14 protein-coding genes are annotated in these 20167 nt (G+C 73.8%); 4 read left to right on the top strand and 10 right to left on the bottom strand.

All coding sequences use genetic code 11. From position 1 onward, the window contains the following. Position 1: 1 nt before the first annotated feature. The gene (locus CFI00_RS11170; protein ID WP_207085202.1) at positions 2–721 is read left to right on the top strand and encodes a class I SAM-dependent methyltransferase; all 720 of its coding nucleotides are present in this window, start codon (positions 2–4) and stop codon (positions 719–721) included. A 12-nt stretch (positions 722–733) separates the two neighbouring features. On the opposite strand, the gene CFI00_RS11165 is transcribed toward CFI00_RS11170, so the two are convergent. From CFI00_RS11165 to CFI00_RS11155, 3 genes are read right to left on the bottom strand one after another with little or no spacing between them, the layout of a single operon-like run. After that, on the bottom strand, positions 734–3052 hold the full coding sequence (locus tag CFI00_RS11165; protein ID WP_207085201.1) for a transglutaminase domain-containing protein: 2319 nt from the start codon (positions 3050–3052) through the stop codon (positions 734–736). Beyond that, positions 3049–4224: a DUF58 domain-containing protein gene (locus tag CFI00_RS11160; protein ID WP_242532872.1), complete on the bottom strand. Its 1176-nt coding sequence runs from the start codon at positions 4222–4224 to the stop codon at positions 3049–3051. The genes CFI00_RS11165 and CFI00_RS11160 overlap by 4 nt, the downstream gene beginning before the upstream one ends. Next, positions 4224–5186, bottom strand: coding sequence for a MoxR family ATPase (locus CFI00_RS11155; RefSeq protein ID WP_207085199.1), 963 nt, complete (start codon positions 5184–5186; stop codon positions 4224–4226). The genes CFI00_RS11160 and CFI00_RS11155 overlap by 1 nt, the downstream gene beginning before the upstream one ends. Positions 5187–5258: 72 nt before the next feature. Here CFI00_RS11155 and CFI00_RS11150 point away from each other — a divergent pair, with 72 nt between their 5' ends. Then, on the top strand, positions 5259–5969 hold the full coding sequence (locus CFI00_RS11150; RefSeq protein WP_207085198.1) for a class I SAM-dependent methyltransferase: 711 nt from the start codon (positions 5259–5261) through the stop codon (positions 5967–5969). A gap of 43 nt (positions 5970–6012) precedes the next feature. On the opposite strand, the gene CFI00_RS11145 is transcribed toward CFI00_RS11150, so the two are convergent. The 7 genes from CFI00_RS11145 to CFI00_RS11115 form a co-directional block, all read right to left on the bottom strand. Continuing rightward, positions 6013–6951, bottom strand: a complete 939-nt coding sequence (locus tag CFI00_RS11145; RefSeq protein WP_207085197.1) for a DUF3068 domain-containing protein — start codon at positions 6949–6951, stop codon at positions 6013–6015. Positions 6952–7058: 107 nt separating this feature from the next. After that, a complete protein-coding gene (locus CFI00_RS11140) occupies positions 7059–8243 on the bottom strand; it encodes a glycosyltransferase family 4 protein (protein WP_207085196.1) in 1185 nt (394 codons plus the stop codon). Then, the gene (locus CFI00_RS11135) at positions 8236–9087 is read right to left on the bottom strand and encodes a glycosyltransferase (RefSeq protein ID WP_207085195.1); all 852 of its coding nucleotides are present in this window, start codon (positions 9085–9087) and stop codon (positions 8236–8238) included. Before CFI00_RS11135 ends, CFI00_RS11140 begins: the two co-directional genes overlap by 8 nt. Beyond that, on the bottom strand, positions 9084–9224 hold the full coding sequence (locus CFI00_RS11130; RefSeq protein ID WP_207085194.1) for a hypothetical protein: 141 nt from the start codon (positions 9222–9224) through the stop codon (positions 9084–9086). Before CFI00_RS11130 ends, CFI00_RS11135 begins: the two co-directional genes overlap by 4 nt. 34 nt (positions 9225–9258) lie before the next feature. Further along, positions 9259–11010, bottom strand: a complete 1752-nt coding sequence (locus tag CFI00_RS11125) for a hypothetical protein (protein ID WP_207085193.1) — start codon at positions 11008–11010, stop codon at positions 9259–9261. A 2-nt stretch (positions 11011–11012) separates the two neighbouring features. Next, positions 11013–12893, bottom strand: coding sequence for a hypothetical protein (locus CFI00_RS11120; protein ID WP_207085192.1), 1881 nt, complete (start codon positions 12891–12893; stop codon positions 11013–11015). After that, positions 12890–16918: an alpha-(1->3)-arabinofuranosyltransferase family protein gene (locus CFI00_RS11115; RefSeq protein WP_242532870.1), complete on the bottom strand. Its 4029-nt coding sequence runs from the start codon at positions 16916–16918 to the stop codon at positions 12890–12892. Before CFI00_RS11115 ends, CFI00_RS11120 begins: the two co-directional genes overlap by 4 nt. A 141-nt stretch (positions 16919–17059) precedes the next feature. Here CFI00_RS11115 and CFI00_RS11110 point away from each other — a divergent pair, with 141 nt between their 5' ends. Both CFI00_RS11110 and CFI00_RS11105 read left to right on the top strand, forming a co-directional pair. Then, positions 17060–18880 (top strand): hypothetical protein, encoded by a 1821-nt coding sequence (locus CFI00_RS11110; protein WP_207085190.1) that lies wholly within the window; start codon positions 17060–17062, stop codon positions 18878–18880. 39 nt (positions 18881–18919) lie between these two features. Continuing rightward, positions 18920–20164: an oligosaccharide flippase family protein gene (locus tag CFI00_RS11105; RefSeq protein WP_207085189.1), complete on the top strand. Its 1245-nt coding sequence runs from the start codon at positions 18920–18922 to the stop codon at positions 20162–20164. Positions 20165–20167 lie beyond the last annotated feature (3 nt).

Genomic DNA, 20167 nt, shown 5'->3' with positions numbered 1-20167 from the left:
CATGATCACGGCAGGTTCCCCGTCGCTCAACGTGCCTGAGTACTGGTGGTACACCGCCCGCGCCCGGCTGCTGCAGACCGTCCTGGAGCCGTACGCCGCCGGCGCCAGGCGGGTCCTCGACGTGGGCAGCGCGGACGGCCCGAGCGTCGGCTGGCTGGCGGCCTCGGACCTCAAGGTCGCGATGGACATCGACCCTCGGGGACTCGTCCCCGGCGGCGTGTGCGGCTCTGCCACCGCGCTGCCCTTCGCCGACGCGTCCTTCGACGTGGTCGCCGCCTTCGACGTCATCGAGCACTGCGCACCCGAGGCGCTCGCACTGTCCGAGGCGGCGCGGGTGCTCGCACCGGGCGGCGTCTTCCTGATGTCGGTGCCGGCCTACCAGTGGGCGTGGACCGAGTTCGACGAGGCCAACCACCACCACCGGCGCTACACCCGCCGCCGCGCCGTGGACGCCGTGACCGGCGCAGGGTTCCGCGTCGAGCGGGCAACGTACGCCTTCGGGGCGACCTTCCCCGCCTTCGCCGCGGACCGGCTGCGGCGACGCATCAGTGAGCGCCGCGCCCCCACACCCGCGCCTTCCGGCACCGAGCCGGAGCTCCCGCAGGTGCACCCACTGGTCGAGCGGGCGCTGCTGCGCGCCACCCGCGTCGACGATCGCGTGCTCCGCAGCCGCGACCTGCCGTTCGGCTCCTCGGTCGTCCTCGCTGCCCGTCGGGTGTGAGCCCGACCGGGCTCAGCGCCCCACGAGCTCGCCGGCGTGCTCCCGGTCCGGGGACGCGGCCTGCACGACGTCCTGCTGCGGGGCCGAGAAGGCCCGTCGCACCGCCGTCCGGACGCTGCCCCGCAGCGACGCCGGTCCCCACCAGGCCCGCAGCCGCCCCCGGGCGCCGTGCTGGGCGAGGAGGTCGCGGCGTTCCACGGCGAGGAGGTCCCACGCGCTCGACACCTCGTCCTCGCGGGGCGGCACCGGTGCGAAGACGCCGTCCGCCATCCGGGCGAGGTCGAGGCCCCGCCCGATGACCGCGGCCTGCGTCGGCCGCGGTGCGCCGGCGGGGACCGGCTGACCGAGGTCCACGACGAGGTCGAGCAGCTCCTGCCACGCGCCCGCCACCCGGCCGGCCGGCGATCCCGACGTGCGCCGCCGACGCCGCCGCCACCACTTGGCCGCCGGGACCGCGCCGACGAGGAGGAGGGCCACGAGCACGCCGGCCACGATGCCCGGCACACGGGAGCCCTGGGGCTCCGCGGTCGGCGGCAGGGTCTCTCGCTCGGGCTCGGCGGTGGGCGGCTGCGAGCGAGGACCCTTCTCCTTCTCCGCCGCCTCCTCCTCCGCGACCACGAACGCGCCCGGGTCCTGCTTCGGCGGATCGGTGCGACGCGGGGGCCGGGTGCTGAGGTAGAGCTCCGCAGGCAGGACCCGCCACGAGCCGTCGGCCACCCGGACCTCCACCCATGTCGTCACGTCGCTGCCGCGCACCAGTCCGTCGTCACCCGGCACCGCACCGACGACGACCCGTGCGGGCACGCCCAGACGGTTCGCCGCCAGCGCCAGCAGGGCGGCGTACTGCTCGTGGTCGCCCACCATCTGGTCCGCCTCGAAGAACCCCGCGCCCAGCCGGGCGGCGTCGTGGCCGGCGGTGAAGCGCTGCTCCCACGACTCGGCGCCGTCGCTGTAGCGCCCGTTGGTGCGCAGGTAGTCGGCGACGCTGAACACGCGCTGCATCGGGGTGAGGGACGCCTGGCGCCACGGGGTGAGCGCGTCGTCGAGGAACCGGCCCGCGGGCTGGCTGCGACCGCGACGGTAGGGCATCATCCCCACGCGCAGCTCCGATCGCGGCAGCACGGCCGTGAACGCGTAGTCGTCGCGACGCACCAGCCCGCCGCGCACCATCGCGGTGAGCGTGGCGGGGTTGTACCTCACGTCCTCGCGCTGGGCGCGGCCGTCGAGGTAGGTGAACTCGAGCGAGGTCAGCTGTCCGGCGAGCGGCAGCCAGCTGGTGCCCTCGTAGGCGCGGCGCACGCTGACCTCCACGGTCGCCGGACGACCGCGCAGGGGCGCTGCGACCTCCTGCCCGATGCGGAGGAAGAGGGAGTCGCTGCGGCCCTCGACGGTCCGGTTGCCGGGGCTCCAGGTCGTGCCGTCGTAGACGTCGAGGGTGACGAAGCGCATCGGGGTGTCGCGCGGCAGCCCGGTGACCTTGAGGAGGGTCTCGTTGAAGACGTTGCCGGGCGTGCCGGGCAGCTGGCGGGTGAAGATGCGGAAGCGCGACAGCGGGTTGTCCAGCCGGGAGACGTCCTGCCCGTCGCCGACCTGCCCCCGCAGCACCCAGCGCTGGTCGTCGGCGGACGGCGCCGGCGGCTCGATGACGGTCCCGAGCAGGGCGGCGACTCCCCCGGCCACCACCAGCGCGACGAGGGACCGGACGGCACCGGCGTTGCGCACGGCCGTCGGGCCGGCCCGGTGCCCACGCGCCGACGACCACGCGACCGCGGTCGCGGCCAGCACGAGCAGGCGTACGCCGTCCAGGCCCGGGTCCTGCACGCCGAGCAGGATGGCGAGCACCAGCCCGAACAGGACGGGCAGGAGCGGCAGGACCGGTCGCCGGCTGAAGAGCGCCAGCGCCGCGCAGCTCCCGGCCAGCACGTAGCCGAGGATGAAGGTGAGGACCAGCGGTGCGCCCGCGGCGTCCGCCGGGGGGATCGTGCTCAGCAGCTCACCCGGGCCGGTGACCGCACCGGTGAGCACCGCGGACATGGAGTCGGGTCCAGGGACGGTGACGAGGTCGCCCTCGTGGCGCGAGACCAGTGCTCCGAGCGGGGCGAAGAGGACCAGCAGGGTGAGCACGAGCTCCGAGCGCGAGCGGCCCTGCGTCCAGGCGACGGTGGCCAGAGCCGTGGCCATCACGGCACCGAGGCCGCCGACGACGAGGTAGGAGCGGTCGGAATAGCTGCCCTCCAGCGCGGTCAGGACCACGAGCACCAGCACCACCGGCGCGACCACGTCCACCCACGAGGTCGGGCGGTGCTCGGCTGGGCGCTCGGCGGTCGTCATCCGAGACTCTTCGCGAGCAGGGGCGCGAGGTGCGGGAGGTCGGCCACCACCAGGGAGGTGGACCGGCCGCTGCGCACGGTGCGGGGCTCGGCGCCGTGCTCGGCGCGCACGCCGAGCACGTCGGCGGACGTCGGGAAGTGACTGACCGCGCGGCGCACGGCCGCCTCGTCGGCCCGGCTCCCGGTCACCGTGGCCACCAGGCTGCTGCCGCCCATCCCGCCCGAGAGCCGGGCACAGGTGTGCTGCAGGTCGCGGCTGCCCCACGTGAACCGGCAGGCCAGGTCCAGCAGGGTGGAGACCTCGCTCGTCACCGTCACGTCGTCACCGCACGCGAACGCCACCTCGAAGCCGTCCTGGGCCGCACGGACGGCCACGGACGTGGCGGCCGAGACCGCGAGCTCGAACTCCGCCGCGTCGACGTAGCTGTCCCGGTGCGGGTCGAGCAGCACCGAGGCGTGGCTGTGGCGGGTGAGCTGGAACTGGCGCACGAGGAGCGACCCCGCGCGGGCCGACGACTTCCAGTGGACGTGGCGCGGGTCGTCGCCGGGCACGTACTCGCGCAGGGCGTGGAAGGAGAGGTCGCTCGCCGTGAGCCGGTCGCTGGGCACCCCTTCCAAGTCGTGCACCATCCCGGCCGACAGCGACGGCAGGTGCACGATCCTCGGACGCACGTGCAGGAGCAGGGACGGGGTCACCGCGCGCTCGCGACGGAAGGCGCCGAACAGGTCGGTGCGCACGTGGACCGTCGGGCCCACGCCCACGATGCCGCGGTGCTCGGTGGGCAGGGCCAGGTCGACCCGGGCCGGGCGGGAGGCCGTCACCAGCGACGGGCGTACGCCGCGTGCGTCGCCCGCGGTGCGCACGACGAAGGTGGGGGCGAGCAGCGGCAACCGGTGGGCGCGGATGTCGAGTGCGGCCACCGCGCCGTCGCCCACCGTGACGCGCGAGGGTCGCAGCTCCAGGTCGACCACCGCGCGTCGGGGCAGCAGCACCGTCGCCGCACCCAGCGCCAGCACGACCCCGATGCTGGCAGCGAGGTGGACGAGCTCGGTCCACTGGTAGCGCTCCCCCAGCCAGCCCGCCACGAGCGCGAGCCCTCCGAGACCCCGTCCCGTGGGGGTGACCCGTCGTGAGACGGCCGCCGTGGCGCCCCTCAGGACCGCCGGTGCCATCACCCGCGTCCGGTGGGCGCGGCGACCGACGCGACGATGTCGTCGATCACCGCCTCCACCGTGGTGTCGCCGAACACGGCCTCGGGACGCAGCAGGAGCCGGTGGTTGAGGACGGGGGTGGCCAGGGTCGCGACGTCCTGGGGGACGACGTGCGTGCGGCGTGCGGCGGCGGCCCACACCTTGGCGACCCGGACGAGGGCGAGCGCGCCGCGGGGGGAGAGACCCACCCGTACGTCGGGGTGCTCCCGGGTCGCCTCCGCGACGAGCCGGACGTAGCGGATGAGCGCGTCGTCGACGTGGATGCGGTCGGCCACCTCGCCCATCGCCGTGATGTCACCGAGGCCCGCCACCGGGGACACCAGGCCCGCACGGTCGCGGATGGCGCTGCCGCGCAGCAGCGTCTCGGTGGCGTCCGCGTCGGGGTAGCCCACGGAGGTCTTGACGAGGAAGCGGTCGAGCTGGGCCTCCGGCAGCCGGTAGGTCCCGGCCTGCTCGATCGGGTTCTGCGTGGCGATCACCATGAAGGGACGGGGCACGTCGTGGGTCACCCCGTCGACCGTGACGTGTCCCTCCTCCATGACCTCGAGCAGCGCGGACTGCGTCTTGGGCGAGGCGCGGTTGATCTCGTCTGCCAGGAGCAGGTTGTGGAAGACCGCGCCCGGGTGGAAGTCGAAGCGCGAGGTCTGCTGGTCGAAGACCGTCACCCCGGTGACGTCCGAGGGCAGCAGGTCGGGGGTGAACTGGATGCGGGCGTGGGACCCGCGGATGGTGTTGGCCAGGGCGCGGGCGAGCATCGTCTTGCCCGTTCCGGGGTAGTCCTCGAGCAGGATGTGACCGTTGGCGACCAGGCAGGTCAGCGTCAGCCGCACGAGGTGGTCCTTGCCGAGCAGCGCCTGCTCGATGTTGGCCGCCATGGCGTCGAACTGCTCCGCGAACCTGTCGACGTCCTCCTGGGTGACCATGGCCGAATCCTAGTGAGGTCGCCGCCGGGCGGTGGGCGGATGCGCGTAAGCAGGTGCTCTAGGCTCGCCCGCGTGGACGAGGACGAGATCCGGAAGTCGGCACAGCTCGAGCAGAAGCACTGGTGGTACGCCGGCCGCCGGGCGCTGGTCCGGCGCCTCGTGCGCCAGGTCCCGACCGGCCGCGCCCTCGACGTCGGCTGTGGGTCGGCGGGCAACACCGCCGTGCTCCGCGACCTCGGTTGGTCGGTGACCGGGCTGGAGTACTCCCCCGCGGCGGCGAGGCTCGCCCGTGCCCGCCAGCTCCCGGTGCTGCGCGGCGACGCGCGCCACCTGCCCTTCGCCGACGAGACCTTCGACCTGGTCATGTCGACCGACATGTGGGAGCACGTCGTCGAGGACGACGAGGTGGCCGCGGAGGCCGCGCGCGTGCTGCGCCCGGGCGGGCGCCTGCTCGTCGCGGTCCCGGCAGGGATGGACCTCTGGAGCGGCCACGACGTCGCGCTCGGCCACGTCCGGCGCTACGACCGCGAGGGCCTGGTCGCGCTCGTGGAGTCGGTGGGCCTGCACGTCGACGACGTCCGCTCGTGGAACGTCCTGCTGCGCCCGGTGGCGAAGGCACGACGGCGCCGGCACTCCGAGAGCGAGAGCGAGATGGAGCCGGTGCACCCCGTGCTCAACGCCGGGTTGCGCACCGCCGTCGCGATCGAGTCGATGCTGCCCGTCGGCGGCCGGAAAGGCATCAGCCTCGTGGTCCGGGCGAGCAAGCCCGGACCACGAGGCTGAGATGGCAGACGGCTGGCCGTCTCCCTGACGCTGTCGCGGCGGGTCAGCCGGCCTTCGGGTCGGCGCTGCGGCGACGGGCCAGCAGGATGCCGAGGCCGAGCAGCAGCAGGCCGAGGACACCGAGCACGATGGGCGCGGTGGTGCGGGCGAGCGAGAGCTGCTGGGCCAGGTCGCCGAGGTCCTCGCGGTTGGTCGCCACGGTCTCGTCGGTGTACTCGAGGTTGGCCTCGGTCGCCACGACCGCCTCCTCGCCCTCGTACTCCAGGCTGGTGCGGGTGGTCTCGTTGCGGTCGACGATGGCGCCGGTCTCGGGCTCCACCCACAGCGTCTTGCTGTTCTCGTAGACGGTGGTGACCGTGACGGCCGCCTCGTCGGAGTCGACCAGCGAGCCCGGGATCTCCCGCGTGCCGACCTCGGTGGCCGGGACGTCGGACTCGAAGCGGTAGACGGTCAGGCCGTCGACGTCGGTCTCCTCGACGAACTCCATGTCGACCGACTCGCCCAGCGTGCCGTCCCACCACTGGTAGGTCTGCTTCTGGGTGTTGAAGGGCAGCTTGTAGACCTGGCCCTCGCGGTTGGCGGCGGTGCGCTCGCCCTCCGTGGTCTCGCTGAAGGCTTCGCAGCAGTTGACGGCCGCGCCGTCGGTGGCGTCGAAGGCCACGCGCTCCTGGCTGCGGGAGATGATGGTGCCGTCCGCCGCGCGGATGGAGGTGGAGCCGAACCACACGCGTACGTCGTCGCCGGCCTCCTCGGTCGCCTCGGCGTCACCCAGGGTGAGGTTCTGCACCGACAGGTCGGTCTGCTCCTCGGAGAGCGTGGAGGTGTTGAAGTAGGTGGCGTCCTCTGCCTGGAGCTTGGTGACGCTGTTCTGGTTCACCGGTGCCACCGCCAGCTCGGGGTAGGCGTAGAATCGCACCAGGAGAGCGACTGCCAAGAAGAAGCAGCCGAGGCCCACCAAGACGGGGCCGAGGATACGTCGCATGTGAATCTGTTCTCCCTCCGAAGCGGCCTGCTGACCGCAGATCGAGCGTCACAGTAGCAGCGGGATCGGGCCTTGGCACCGTGTCTGACACATGTTGTGGCAAGGAGTTACGCGCGAGTAGAACTCGCGAGTAGGTCGCGACCCTCGAGGGCGCCCACGGTGGCTGCCACCGCCTCGGTGTGCATCCGTTCCCAGGTGAACCCCGAGGCCCACTGGCGACAGCCGGCGACGAGGCGTTCGCGCTCGTCATCGTCCCCGAGCACCGCGACCGCGTGCCGGATGCGCTCGGCGAGCACCTCGGGCAGCCGCTCGCCCGACCCGGCCTCCACCAGCCATCCGGTCTCACCGTCGACGATCGAGTCCCGCAGCCCGGGCACGTCGCGGCCCACCGTCGGCAGGCCGTGCGCGGCGGCCTCGATGACCACCTGTCCCCAGCCCTCGGCGTCGGAGGCGCACACGTGCAGCCCGCTGCGCGCCAGCACGGCGTCACGCTCCTCGTCGGGGAGGTAGCCGTGCAGCGTCACGTAGTCGCCCGCGTCCAGCTCGACCACCAGCGCGGCCAGCGCGTCGGCCTCCGGTCCCCGGCCGACGACGTCGAGGCGGAGGTCGGGGAGCTCGGGCTTGAGCGAGACGACCGCGCGCACCACGGCGTCCACCCGCTTGTGGGGCACCAGCCTCCCGAGCACGGCGACCTGCGTGGGCGCGCCGGGACCGGCGTGCGACTCCCCCGCACGGTCGGTCGCGCCGTTCTGCAGGATCCCGATGGGAGGCGTCCACCCGAGGAGCTCGCGCATCTCCTCCGCGGTGGAGCGGGAGACAGCGTACGTCGGCACCGAGCGGTAGACGCGCGGCATCAGCCAGCCCTCGAGCCACCTGCCCAGCGTGCTGAGCGGACGCGGGAAGTAGGTGCGGAACTGCTCCTGGTGCACGTGGTGGACGAGCAGCACCACGGCGGTCCGGCGTCGCACGAAGAGCGGCGAGAAGGTCGGGATGCCGCACTCGGGGTCGATGACCACGTCGAGACGACGACGGCGCCGCAGCAGCTGCCAGGCGGCCCACGGGTAGAACGTCATCGCGCTGCCGCCACGGCGCACGGGGATCCCGTCGCGCTCGTCGGTCGCGCGCTGGTGGCGGTCCCGCGCGGTGAGGAACTCCACGCGCGCCCCAGCCTCCCGGAGGGCGCGGGCGTACTCCCACGCGTAGTGCTCGGAGCCACCGGCGAGGCTGTGGTCGAGGTCGCGCCAGTTGACGACGACCGCACGGACGCCGTCGAGGGGGCGTGGCTCAGGCATCCAGCGCGAGGTCGGCCGACGCGGTTCGCACGAGGGGCGTCACCGAGGCGTCGACCGGCGCGGCCGAGGCCTGTCGCTGGGCACGTCGGAGCATCAGTGCGATGCCGGCGAGCTGCGCGAAGGACTGCACGCCGTGCCGCGCGGGGTCGAAGGTCGAGCCGGGCACGTCGACCCAGGTGACGGGGAACTCCGCGATGCTCGCGCCGAGCAGCTGAGCGCGCCCGAGGACCTCGACGTCGAAGGAGAAGCCGGCGGTGTGGGTGTCGGCGAAGACCTGCCGGGCCAACGGGCCGCGGAAGACCTTGAAGCCGCACTGGGTGTCGCGCACGTCCTCGACCAGCCGTGCGGTGCACCAGCGGTAGGCGGCCGCACCGCGCTCGCGGAGGCCGCTGTGCCGCGCCATGGTGACCGAGCCGGACACCGCACGCGAGCCGATGGCCACGTCCGCGCCGCGGCGGATGTGCTCCACCGCCTGGGTGAAGGCGTCGAAGGAGGTGGCCCCGTCGGCGTCGACGAAGGCAACGAGGTCAGCCGAGGTGGCGAGGATGCCGGCGCGGACCGCGGCACCCTTGCCGGGCTCGGGGCAGTGCAGCACCGAGACCGGGACCTGGGGGGTCGACAGCATCCGGGCGACGTCGGCGGTGCCGTCGGTGCTGGCGTTGTCGACGACCAGGACCTCGAGGCGCCCGGACCACTCGGGGTGCGCCTCACCCAGCCAGGAGCCGAGGAGGACGAGGGTGCGCGGGAGGCGCTGCGCCTCGTTGTAGGCCGGGACGACGACCTGGATCATCGGACCGGCCTCGTGCCCGGCGTTCCCGCCGACCTCGGCAGGTCGGGCGGTCACTCGTCCGCGTACCCGCCGATGGAGGACTGCGCGACGGGCTCGCCGGCGGTCATCGACTTGACCGCGTTGACGCCGCCCACGGAGACGACGAGTGCCGCGACGAGGCCGGACACACCAGAGATGACGATGCTGTTCACAGGGTTTCCTCCCAGAAGAGGCCGCGACGGTTAGTTACTCGCCAGTTCGACCGGAGGGAGCATAACCCCTGCGACGCCCCGACGTGACGATTGCCACGAAGAGTCCCAGCACTGCGACCGCATCGGCCGCCACGATGACGGCCGTGCGAGCGGTGCCCCCCGCGCGCGCGTCGACCACCCGCGCCGCGGGTCCGAGGTCGACGAGCGTGAGCCAGCGCCCGTCGTGGACGACCGTGCCGGGCGGCGCGTCGTACGCGGGCGGCACCGGCTTCTCCACCAGGACCCAGCGCACGCCGACGTCGCTCAGGGCCTGCGCGGCGTCGGTCTCGTCGAGCGCAGCGCTCACCTGGGCGACGCGCGGGTCCTCCCCCGGCAGGACGCGGTCCGGCAGCACGATCCGGTCATCGATGAGCACCTCGCCGGGCAGCAGGCGCGGCGCGGGGTCGAGCGAGGCCCGCGAGTCGTTCCATCCGAGGCGGCGGTAGCTGCCGACCCACGGGAGCACGATCGTGTCGCCCGGCCCGCCGGCGCCGTCCTCGGACAGGATCGCCGAGACCGTGTCCCACTCGCCGGGGTAGGTGACGGGGCGCAGGTCACCGGTGAGGCCCCAGACCGCGCTCGGCAGGAGCAGCGCAGGCGCGGCGACCAGCGCCAGCGTGGGCACCAGCAGCCCGTCCTGTCCCGCGGCGGCCCGGCGTCGCAGGGACGTCACGACCACGGCCACGCCGAGCGACAGGACGAGGGCGAGCGGTGCGAGGTAACGGTGCGAGTCGCGGAGGATGGACGTCGCCGGCACCACACGGGAGACGTCGGCGAGGACGTCCGGCGCCCAGGCGGGCACGACCACCAGCGTGACGGCGAGCCCGCCGGTCGCGAGCAGGGACCGCTTGAGCCCCGTGTCGACGCGGGCACGGACCAGGGCGAGCACCGCCACCGCACTGAGGAGCAGTGCCGCCGCCACGACGAGCGCGGACGTCCGCTCGGCCGGCACCACGCTCTCCTTCCAGATGCCCCCGAGGGACAGCACGCTCGCCAGCACGCCCAGCGACGACTCGGCACGGGCGCCGAACGACGCGAACCCGCCTGCACCGCCCAGGTCGACCCGGTCGCCGAGGGTGAGGGCGGGCGCCAGCCACGGGGCGTTGGCCACGACGGCGCACACCGCGACGACGAGGACGGCGCGCCACCGGGTGACCACGACCGCCACCGCGACCAGGGCAGCCGTGAGCCCGCTCGAGGGGCTGCACACGGCGCTGAGCACGAGGGTCACCAGCAGGGCCGGCCAGCGGGTCGTGTCGTCGCGCCCCCGCCACGCGGCCAGGACCACCCACGGGAGCAGGGCGTAACCGGTGACGGTCGCCCACTGCCCGATCGAGAGCCGCTCGACGACCCAAGGGTTCCACAGGTACGCCGCCACGGCGGCGACCACGGCCCAGGAGGACCCTCCGACCAGGCGGCGGACGAGGCGACCGATCCCGGTGCCGGCCACCACGAACGACGCCAGCAGGACGATCTTCTGCAGCCACCCTCCCGGGACCACCTGCGTGGCGACGGACACGAGCGCGTCCATCGGCACGGCCCGCGGCACGCTGCCGTCGAGGCCGAGCCACGCGCCCTTCCACGGCTGCTGCGGCACGAACACCATGTCGCCACGCAGCACCGACCCCGGCGCGAGCAGAGCCGGCCCCAGCACCACGAGGGCGACCACGACGCTCACGCCGGCGGCGACGAGGTCGGGCGCGGAGGCGGCCACCCGCGTACGAGGGTGCTGCCGCGTGCTGGCCACGGTCAGGAGCCCTCCGCCACGCCCGCGACGAGGCCGGCGATGCAGACCGTGCCGACCGGGGCGTCGCCGTCGCCGTCCCCGGCGCTGTCCGGCGGGCTGACCTGCTCGAAGGTGAAGGTGCGCGAGACCAGCTGGTCCGGGACGACGACCCACACGTCGTTCGGGCCGTCGAGCGCGCGGAAGCGTGCCTCGTGGTCCCCGACGGTCACGGACATGTCGGTGGGCGTGTCGGTGAAGTAGCTGATGCGGGCCACGAAGCGGCCCGTGATCGCGGCCTTCAACCGCACCTTGCGCGGCTCGTCCGACACCGCGTAGCCGCAGCCGGCGTCGGGGCCACGTCTCATCGACTGGGGCAGCAGCAGGTTCACCGGCTCGAGCCGACCGGTGTCGCTGATCGTGCGGAGCTGCGAGGCGGGCTGGTCGAAGACCGGGGTCTCGGGCAGCGGCGCGAAGACGCTCGACGCGAGCGCCTCCTCCCCCAGCAGCCGGAGCAGGATCTCGGTCGGCACGAACTCGTCGACGATCACCTGAGAGGGGTCCTGGGCGAGGTCGGCACGCACGTTGGTCCAGTACTCCCGGTCGAGGGGGTTCTGGAAGTGCGGCACCAGCACGGCCGTGCCGAAGCTGCTCGCCACGAGGATGAGCCCGGTGACCGCCAGCGCGGGCACCGCTCCCCCGGCGCGCCGCAGCAGGCTCGTACGCCCGGCGCCGCTCGCACCGTGCGCAGGGCCGTCGTCAGGGCTTCGACCCGGGCCCCGGTTGCGCAGGGACAGTGCGACGGCCAGCACGGCGGGCAGCAGGAGGTCGGAGGCGTAGCGCGGGTCGTAGCCCAGGATCCGGCCGAAGCCGACGCGGCCGGCCAGCACCAGGGCGAGATCGAGCGCGAGGTAGACGACGAGGAGCAGGAGCGCCCACCGTGCGTCGGCGCCGCCCCGGCGGAGCAGCACGATGGTGACGGCCAGCACGAGCAGGCCGCTCAGCACGCTGACCCACACGGGCGGCACGACAGCGCCGCCGCGGACCTCCGCCATCCACGGCCCCCCGACCAGTCCGGGCAGGGCGTTCTCGAAGACGTAGGCGATCGACAGCTCGACGTACTTGCGTGCCGTCCCCACGCCGGGGCTGACGGTGGTGATCTCGACGTGGAGCCACAGGTAGGCGACCATCCCGACGGCGTACGCCGCCCACAGCACCCAGAATCGCCGGAGGGCCTCCGGGATGCGCCGCCAGCCGTCGGCCGGCGACAACGCGAGCGCCAGTCCGACCAGCAGCGGGGCGATGAGCACCGACCGCTCGTGCCAGGCCAGTCCGAAGAAGCAGGCCATCAGGCAGAGGGGGATGTTGACCCAGGACCGACCGCGTCCGAGGCGCTCGCGCACCAGCGCCAACGTGGCGACGAGCGCGCTCAGCAGGTGCGGCCAGAGGCTCATCGACGCGCTCCACCACAGCGTCGTCGCCAGCGTGAGGGGAGCCCACATGAGCAGGGCGAGGAGCGGCACCCGCGCCCACCGGTCCGGCAGCAGGTGGCTCAGCAGGTGCCAGGCGATGATGCCGCACGTCAGCTGGAGAAGGAGTATCAGGAAGGCCACCGACTGCCAGTCGAACGGGAGGTGGTGGCCGACCAGCCAGTGGGTGGCGTGCTGCAACGGCATGACGTGCCCGGCCACGGGCTCCATGAGGTAGCTCCACGACCACGTCGACTGCGCGAGCGCCCGCGACGTCAGGTAGTAGTCGTCCTGGTTGAAGTAGGAGCCCTCGAGCAGCACCCCGCGCCATCCGGCCGTCACGACCAGCACGAGCACCGCGGCCAGCCCCTGCGGTCCGAGCCACGGGCTGCGTCGCCGGGCGGCCGTACCGGGAGTCGGTCTCGTGGTGGTGCTCATCGCACGCCTTCCGTCCGGGACGGCCACCGCAGGCACAGGGCCAGGCCCAGGCCGAGCGCGGCGACCGCGAGTGCGTCGGCCACCGAGGTCGGCACCGGCTGCGGCCACGCGTCGAGCGCTCCGGACCCCACGACGAGGGCCAGCACCGCGCCCCGCAGGCGACCGAGGTCGCGTGCGGACCACACCGACGCGACCGCGTACGCCGCGATCGCGACCCATCCCAGCGCGACGGCGACCAGCACCCCGACCACGAACCGGCCGCGCGCGGAGGCCCGACCCGTTGCGGGCAGGTCGCGCCAGGGCGCCACCTCTCCCCGGCGTCGTGCCCGGGCACCGAGCACCAGGAGCGCAACCGCGGCGAGCAGGAGGGAGCCGGCCGCCGTGAGGCCGCCGGCGAGGAGGAGAGTGTAGCTGCCCTGAGGCGCGAACTCGACGGTGAGCACGCCCCCTGCACCGGCCGGGACGATCCAGCCCTGCTGCCAGCCGTCGACCCGCACCGCCGGCACGCGCCGGCCGTCCAGGCGGGCGACCCACCCGTCGTTGAAGTTGGAGGGCATCGAGAGCACGGCCTCCGGCCCCTCGGCAACCTGCGCGGTGAGGCTCGCACTGTCCGCGTCGTCGTCCTCGACCACGACCGGGCGCTGTTCGGCGCCGCCCCGCCGTGCGGTGCGGCCGGCGAGGGCCACCACGTCGAACTCCGCGGTCGGGGTGGTGCGGAAGGTGCGGGTGCCGGGCGAGACGTAGGTGACCCGGGCGGCGCCGTCGGGGTCCCACCGGCGGCACGTCGTGAACTTCATCGGCGCACCGCTGAGCACGTCGCCGAGCGTGCCCTCGACCCGTGTCGGCAGCTTGTTGCCCGACACGGTCACGGTCGGGCCGAGGCCGCACTGCGAGCCGGTGGGCAGGTCGGGGTCGAAGGGGCGGACGACGCCGCCGCCGTCAAGGTCGATCTCGGGCACCGAGACCGGGCCCTCGGCCTCGTCCTTGACGAAGGACACCTCGAGGTAGTCGGCGTAGATGGGGCGGCGCAGCTGGGTCGTCTCCCCCGTCACCGTGAGTCGTTCGACGCGACCGCCGCCGCGGACCACGATCCGGTTGTAGCCCGGGGCGACCTGGCCACCGTCCGGCAGGCGCACCGCGGTGACGCGGCGCGGCACGCCCCACTGGAAGAAGAGCGTCGGCTGCCGGTCACGCGGGGCCGGGACCCAGTGGGTGTCGAGACGGCCGTCGTAGGCGAAGCGGCTGGAGACCAGCGGGTCGTCGCCGAGGATCGAGGTGGAGCCCACCGTCTGCTCGGACAGGAACGGCTCGAGCAGCAGGGCGGCCGACCGCGACGCGCGGGCCACGGCGAGGCCCTGGAAGGTGAAGCTGGCGCCCTGCGGCACCTCCACCCGGCGACGCATGCCGTCAGGCTCCTCCCCCGCGCGCACCCGGACAAGGTCGCACTCGGGCAGCGTTCCGGTCGCCCGGCAGGCGCGGGTCCCGGGCTCGGCGGTGAGGAGCAGGTCGTCCCCGCGGTGGAGCGGCTCGGGGAGCGCGAGCGTGCGCGGGAGGGAAGCGCCGTCGAGGGTGACCTCCGCGATCGCCACCTGGTTGCGCTCGGAGACCGTCGCGACCGCCACGACCCGGACCTCCACCCAGTCCACGGGCTCGCCACCGAGGGGCGCCTCGACGACGGCCCCGGCGGGGTTGGTGTCGACGTCGACGCTCTCGCGCGACGTGCGCACCCGCACCGTCCGCACCGGCGCCATCGATCGGTCGTCGACCACTGGCAGGACACCGACCCGGCGCAGCGCGCGGGGCTCGGGGAAGCTGACGCGCAGCCACTGCTCACGCGCCTTGCCGCTGAGGGAGGACACCCACCGCGTGCGGAGGTTGCCGTCGAAGGCGGCGTGCGGCCCGGCCTGGGGCACGACGGCCCCGTAGGCGTCGGCGTACCCCTGCGAGCTCGAAGCGCGGACGGAGGCACCGTCGGCGTACGTCGCCACGACCTGCCCGCTGCCGGGGGTGACGGGGTAGTCCGGCACGGAGCGGTCCAGCCGGTAGAGCTCGCCGTCCTCGAGCACGGTGGACAACGACTCCTCCACCCGGCCGAAGGCGCGCTCGCGCCGCTGGTTGGTGTCGGTGACGATCGTGGCGCCCTCGTCGGACCAGCCCACGTCACCCTGGACCACCGTCGCGCGCTCGGGACCGAGCAGACCGGCGCCCTGCAGTGGCAGCCACGCCTCGGGCGACCCGGCGACGGTGGCCACGTCGCTGCGGACCGTGGACCTGACGCGCGGCAGGCGGACGGGGACCTCGAAGATCTCGACCGCGGGCCCGGCCTCGGCAGGGTCGCCGAAGGTCGCGACGCTCTCCAGCCCGGCGGAGTCCAGGGAGACCCCCGCCCCGGCCGGCGGGGGTGAGGAGGTGAACCCGCGGTTGAGGTCGCGACGCACCAGCACGTGACCGATGCCGGCCCGCGCGAGCTGGTCGGACAGGTTCGCGTCGGCCTGACCCTGCGAGACCAGCCGGTCGATGGCGGTCAGCACGCGGATGGACTGCCCGGGGATGATCGGGATCTGGCTGCGGGTGGTCCAGCGCACCTCGTCGCCGAGGGCGTGCATCGGCTCGTCGTAGGTCCAGCCCCAGGACTGGAACGCGAAGCCGGAGCCCGGGACGACGAGCGTCGTGGTGCCGTCCTGGCGCTCGGCGAGGTAGTCGTAGGCCTCCGTCCACGCCTCGGGGACGTCCCTCCAGCCCGGGGAGCGCGAGTCGTTGAGCAGGAACGGCTGGCCCAGCACGAGCACGAGTGCACCCGCGAGCACCGGGACGACCGTCGCTGCCCGGTCCGCTGCCCGTTGCGACGCAGTCGTGGCGCGGAGGCGGGTGATGACGACCGCGACGGCGTGGCCGAAGCCCATCGCGACGGCGAAGCGCACGGTCGGGTCGACCTTGTGCACGTTGCGGAAGACCTGCAGCGGGCCCTCGAGCGCGTCGAGGAAGAAGCCTGACAGCGGGCTTCCCTCCCACCCGCCGTGGGCGATGGTGAGCGCCGCGAGCCCGATCACGGCACCGGCCACCATCGGTGCGCGCATCACGCCGGTGTGGTGCAGGAGGCCGAGGAGACCGATTCCGGTCACCACCGCGGCGACGAGCACCAGGAGGGGGTCGAACATCAGGGCGTGCGCGGCCGGCCACCAGCCCTGGCCGCCGGTCGAGATGTAGGCCACCCAGTGCGAGTCACCCCGCAGCGCCTCCGACCAGCCGATCGCGCCCGTGGTGTTGCTGGCGCTCTCGACGTACTCGTAGAACGGCGGGCTGTATCGCCCGAGCGCGAGCAGCGGGAGCAGCCACCAGGTGCACGCGAGCGCGACCAGCCCGCCCCACCACGCCAGGAAGGAGCGCGGGACCAGGCGACGCCAGGCCACCCAGCAGGCGATGAGGAGCGGCATCGGCAGCGAGCCGATCACCTCGACCGCGTTGACGCCTCCCATGCAGACCACGGCCGCGGCGCTCAGCACCGCCGCCCGGACGTGCCCGATCCGGCCGCGCGCGGCCAGCAGGATCGGCAGCACGACCCACGGCAGGACCGCGCCGGGCAGGCTCTCCGCGCTGATCACGCCGACGGTGCCGAGCATGCGCGGGCTCATCGCGAAGACGAGCCCGGCGAGCGTCGCGGGATGCGAGGACAGCCCCAGCACCCTGGCGCAGCGCCGCGCGCCCTCGAAGGCGACGATCAGCACCAGCGCGGTCCAGAGGCGCTGGCCGACCCAGGCCGGCAGGCCCGTCAGCTCCACGAGCACGAAGAACGCGCCCTGGGGGAAGAGGTAGCCGTAGGCCTGGTTGAGGAGCTCACCGAAGTTGGTGGTGTCGTGCCACAACGTGAAGGCGCCGGCAAGGAACGACGCCGGGCGCTCCGTGAGCTCGATGCGGGTGTCCAGCGTCGTGCGCCCGAACTCCTGGATCATCGAGAAGAACAGGATGAGCGCGTAGACCGCCCAGTCCGTGATCCGGGGGCGGGTCGAGACGTGCTCCTCGACCATCGTCGCCACGACCCCCCACTTCCCTCACAGACGAAACCGGGTGGATGCTAACCCCTTGTGGTGCGCCGGGTGGCGTCGGTGCATACAGTTCGGCGGTGGCGCGCCCCCAGCACCCGCGCCGGTCGACACGATGGAGTTGCCGTGGGTAGTGGTCGCGCGCCCGGTCCCGAGCGTCCCGCCGAGCCCGCCCTCAGCGGGTTCCGCATCGGGCTCCTCCTCCTCGTGCTGGTGACCGCCGCGTGGCGAGGCCTCACCTCCTCGCGCTGGTCGTGGTTCGCCGACGACTGGGTGCACCTCGAGGAGACCCGGACGACCGGTTTCCTCGCCTACGTGTTCCAGGCCCACTCCGGCGACCTCGTGCCAGGTCAGCGCCTGCTGACCCGGCTGCTGACGGCCGTCGACCCGCTGGGCCACGGCTGGGCAGCGCTCGTGCTGACGCTGCTGGCGGTCGGTTCCCTCCTCGCCTGGGCGCTGGCCCTGCGCGAGGTCTTCGGCGAGCGGACCCGCCTGCTCGTCCCGCTGATGCTCCTGGCCCTGTCCCCGCTCCTGCTGCTGCCGGGGCTGTGGTGGTCCGCCGGCACCCAGGTGCTGGCGGTGCAGCTGTCCATGGGGCTGTGCGTGCTGTTCGCAGCGCGCCACCTGCGCCGCGGCGAGCAGCGCACGCACCTGGTGCTGGTGGCTGCCAGCTACGTCCTCGGGCTGTGCTTCGGGCAACGGGCACTGCTCGTGCTGGTCCCCCTCGTGCTGGTGGCCTGGCTGCTGACGACCGGCACGGCGCGCGCCCGCCTCGTCGCCACGGCGAGAGTCCTGGCCCTGCCGGTGGCGGTAAGCATGGCGTACGCCGTCGCGCTGCTCGTCGTGCCCAGCAGCGCGGACGCCGCATTGACCCGGGACACCGGCTGGCGCCGGCTCGTCGACGCCAACCTCCCCGACGTCGCCCTCCCGACCCTGTTCGGCGGGCCGTTCCGGGCGCCGGCCGCCGGGTGGGACGGCTACGCGCCCCTGTCCCCCGTCGTTGCAGCCGCGCTGTCCGGGGTCCTCCTGCTGCTCGTGCTCGCCGCCCTCGTGCTCCGGCGGCACAGCGGACCGGCCATCGCCGCCCTGCTCGTCTGCACCGCTGCCGCCTGGATCCTCGGTGAGGCCACCGCCCCCACCCAGCCGGCCCCGGACGCCACGGGCCGCTGGTTCGCCGACGTCGTCGCGGTGGCGGCGCTGGTCCTCGCGCTGCTCACCACTCGTACGGTCCGGGAGCAGCCGGGGGCCGCGACCCGGCGCACGCTCCCGCCCGTCCTCGCCCGGGCGGGTGCGGTCGGCCTCGGTGCCGCAGCGTGCGCCGTCGTCGTGGCGATGGTCGTCGCAAACGCCACGACGTGGCGGGACGTGCGGGATCGCTCTCCGCGACCGTGGGTGGACGCGGTCGTCGCGGACAGCACGCGCGCCGGGGACGCAGCGGTCGTCAACTCGTTCCCGCCGAGCAACGTCCTCGACCCGGTCGTCTTCCTGGACCACGCCGCCCTCGAGCAGATGCTCTCCCCCCTCGACCTCCCCCTCCGCTTCGACGAGCCCTCCGAGCTCCTCCTCGCGCCCGACGCGACCGGGCGCCTGAAGGTGGCCGAGGTGACCAACCTCGCTGCGACCAACGTGCCGGCCACCAACGCCCGGTGCGGCTTCCTCGTCGAGCCGGGTCGGCGTACGGACATCCCGCTCACCGCCGACCTGTACGCGTGGGGCTGGGCGGTGCGGATGGACTACTTCACCGACGAGCCGACGGTTGCGACCGTCACCACGGACGACGAGGAGGTCGAGCTGTCGTTGGAGGCGGGCCTCAACGCGGTGCAGTTCATGGTCACCGACAGCGTGGAGTCGTTCCGCGTCGCCGTCGCTCCCGGCGCGGCCCCGCTCTGCGTCACCCAGGTCTACCTGGGGCTCTTCGCCGCCTCCGACGCCTCACCGTGGGGTTGAGCGCCGTGCCGACGTCGGGAGCGTCCTAGGGTGGCCGGCATGTCGGAACCGTCGCGCGTGCGCCGGGCGCTGTCGGGCGGGGGCCGCGTCGCGGTCGCCACCAGCGCGATGAACGTCGCGACCTACGGCTTCACCATCGTGGCCGCCCGCGCGGTCGGTCCCAGCGAGTACGGCGCCTTCGCCGCCTGCCTGAGCCTGCTCATCGTCGTGCAGGTCGGCGCGCTCGGGCTGCAGGCGACGGCCGCGCGCCGGATCGCGGTGGACCGGGGCAACGTCGCGGCCATCGAGCGGGCCATCCTGGCCCTCGCCGGCAAGGTCTCCCTCGCCGTCGGGCTGCTGCTCCTCCTGCTGGTCCCCGCGATCGACGCGCTCCTGAACCTCGACAGCCTCGCCACCGCCGCCGTCGTCGCGGTCGCCGCCGTGCCCCTGACCCTTGCCGGTGGCCAGGCCGGGATCCTGCAGGGCGAGCGGAGGTGGAAGGCGCTCGCGGTCTTCTACCTCGCCCAGGGGCTGCCGCGCCTGCTGGTCGGCACGGCGCTCGTGCTGTGGCGCCCCAGCGCGACCAGTGCGCTGCTCGGCGTCGCGATCGGCTTCCTCTTCCCCCTGCTCGTGGGGTGGTGGGTGCTGCGCGACCGGCGTACGCCGGACGTCGTCCCCCCGGAGCACTCGGGCCGCTCGATGCTGGTCGAGAGCGCCCACAACGCGCAGGTGCTCTTCGCCTACTTCGCTCTCTCGAGCGTCGACATCGTCATTGCTCGCCAGGTGCTCGACGACCACGACGCCGGCCTCTATGCCGCCGGCCTGATCATGGCCAAGGTGATGCTGTTCCTGCCGCAGTTCGTGGTGGTGGTGGCCTTCCCGGACATGGCGTCCACCGAGAGCCGGCAGCGCGCGCTGGTGCGCAGCCTGCTCGCGATCGGCGTCCTCGGCTGCCTCGCCGTCGGGGCGGCCAAGGTGCTGTCCCCCGTCGCGATGTTCTTCGTCGGCGGTGCCGACTTCGGCGAGGTGGAGGACCTGCTGTGGGTCTTCGCCGCGCTCGGCACCGTCCTGGCCATGCTCCAGCTGCAGGTGTACGCCGTCCTCGCGCGGCAGGCGCGGCGATCGGTCCTCCTGGTCTGGGCTGCCTTGGTGGTGCTGGTCGTCCTCGGCCTGCGGGTCGAGTCGGTCGCCGGCCTCGTCACCGTGGTGGTGATCGTCGACGCCGTCCTGCTGGCGGTGCTGACCCTGGCCAGCCTCCGGCTGGCGAGCCGGGCCGCACCCGCTGCCAGCCACGCGCCGGGCTGAGGC

Origin of the sequence: Nocardioides sp. S5, assembly GCF_017310035.1 — a bacterium.
Lineage (GTDB): Bacteria > Actinomycetota > Actinomycetes > Propionibacteriales > Nocardioidaceae > Nocardioides.
This window is presented reverse-complemented; position numbering and strand designations above follow the sequence as displayed.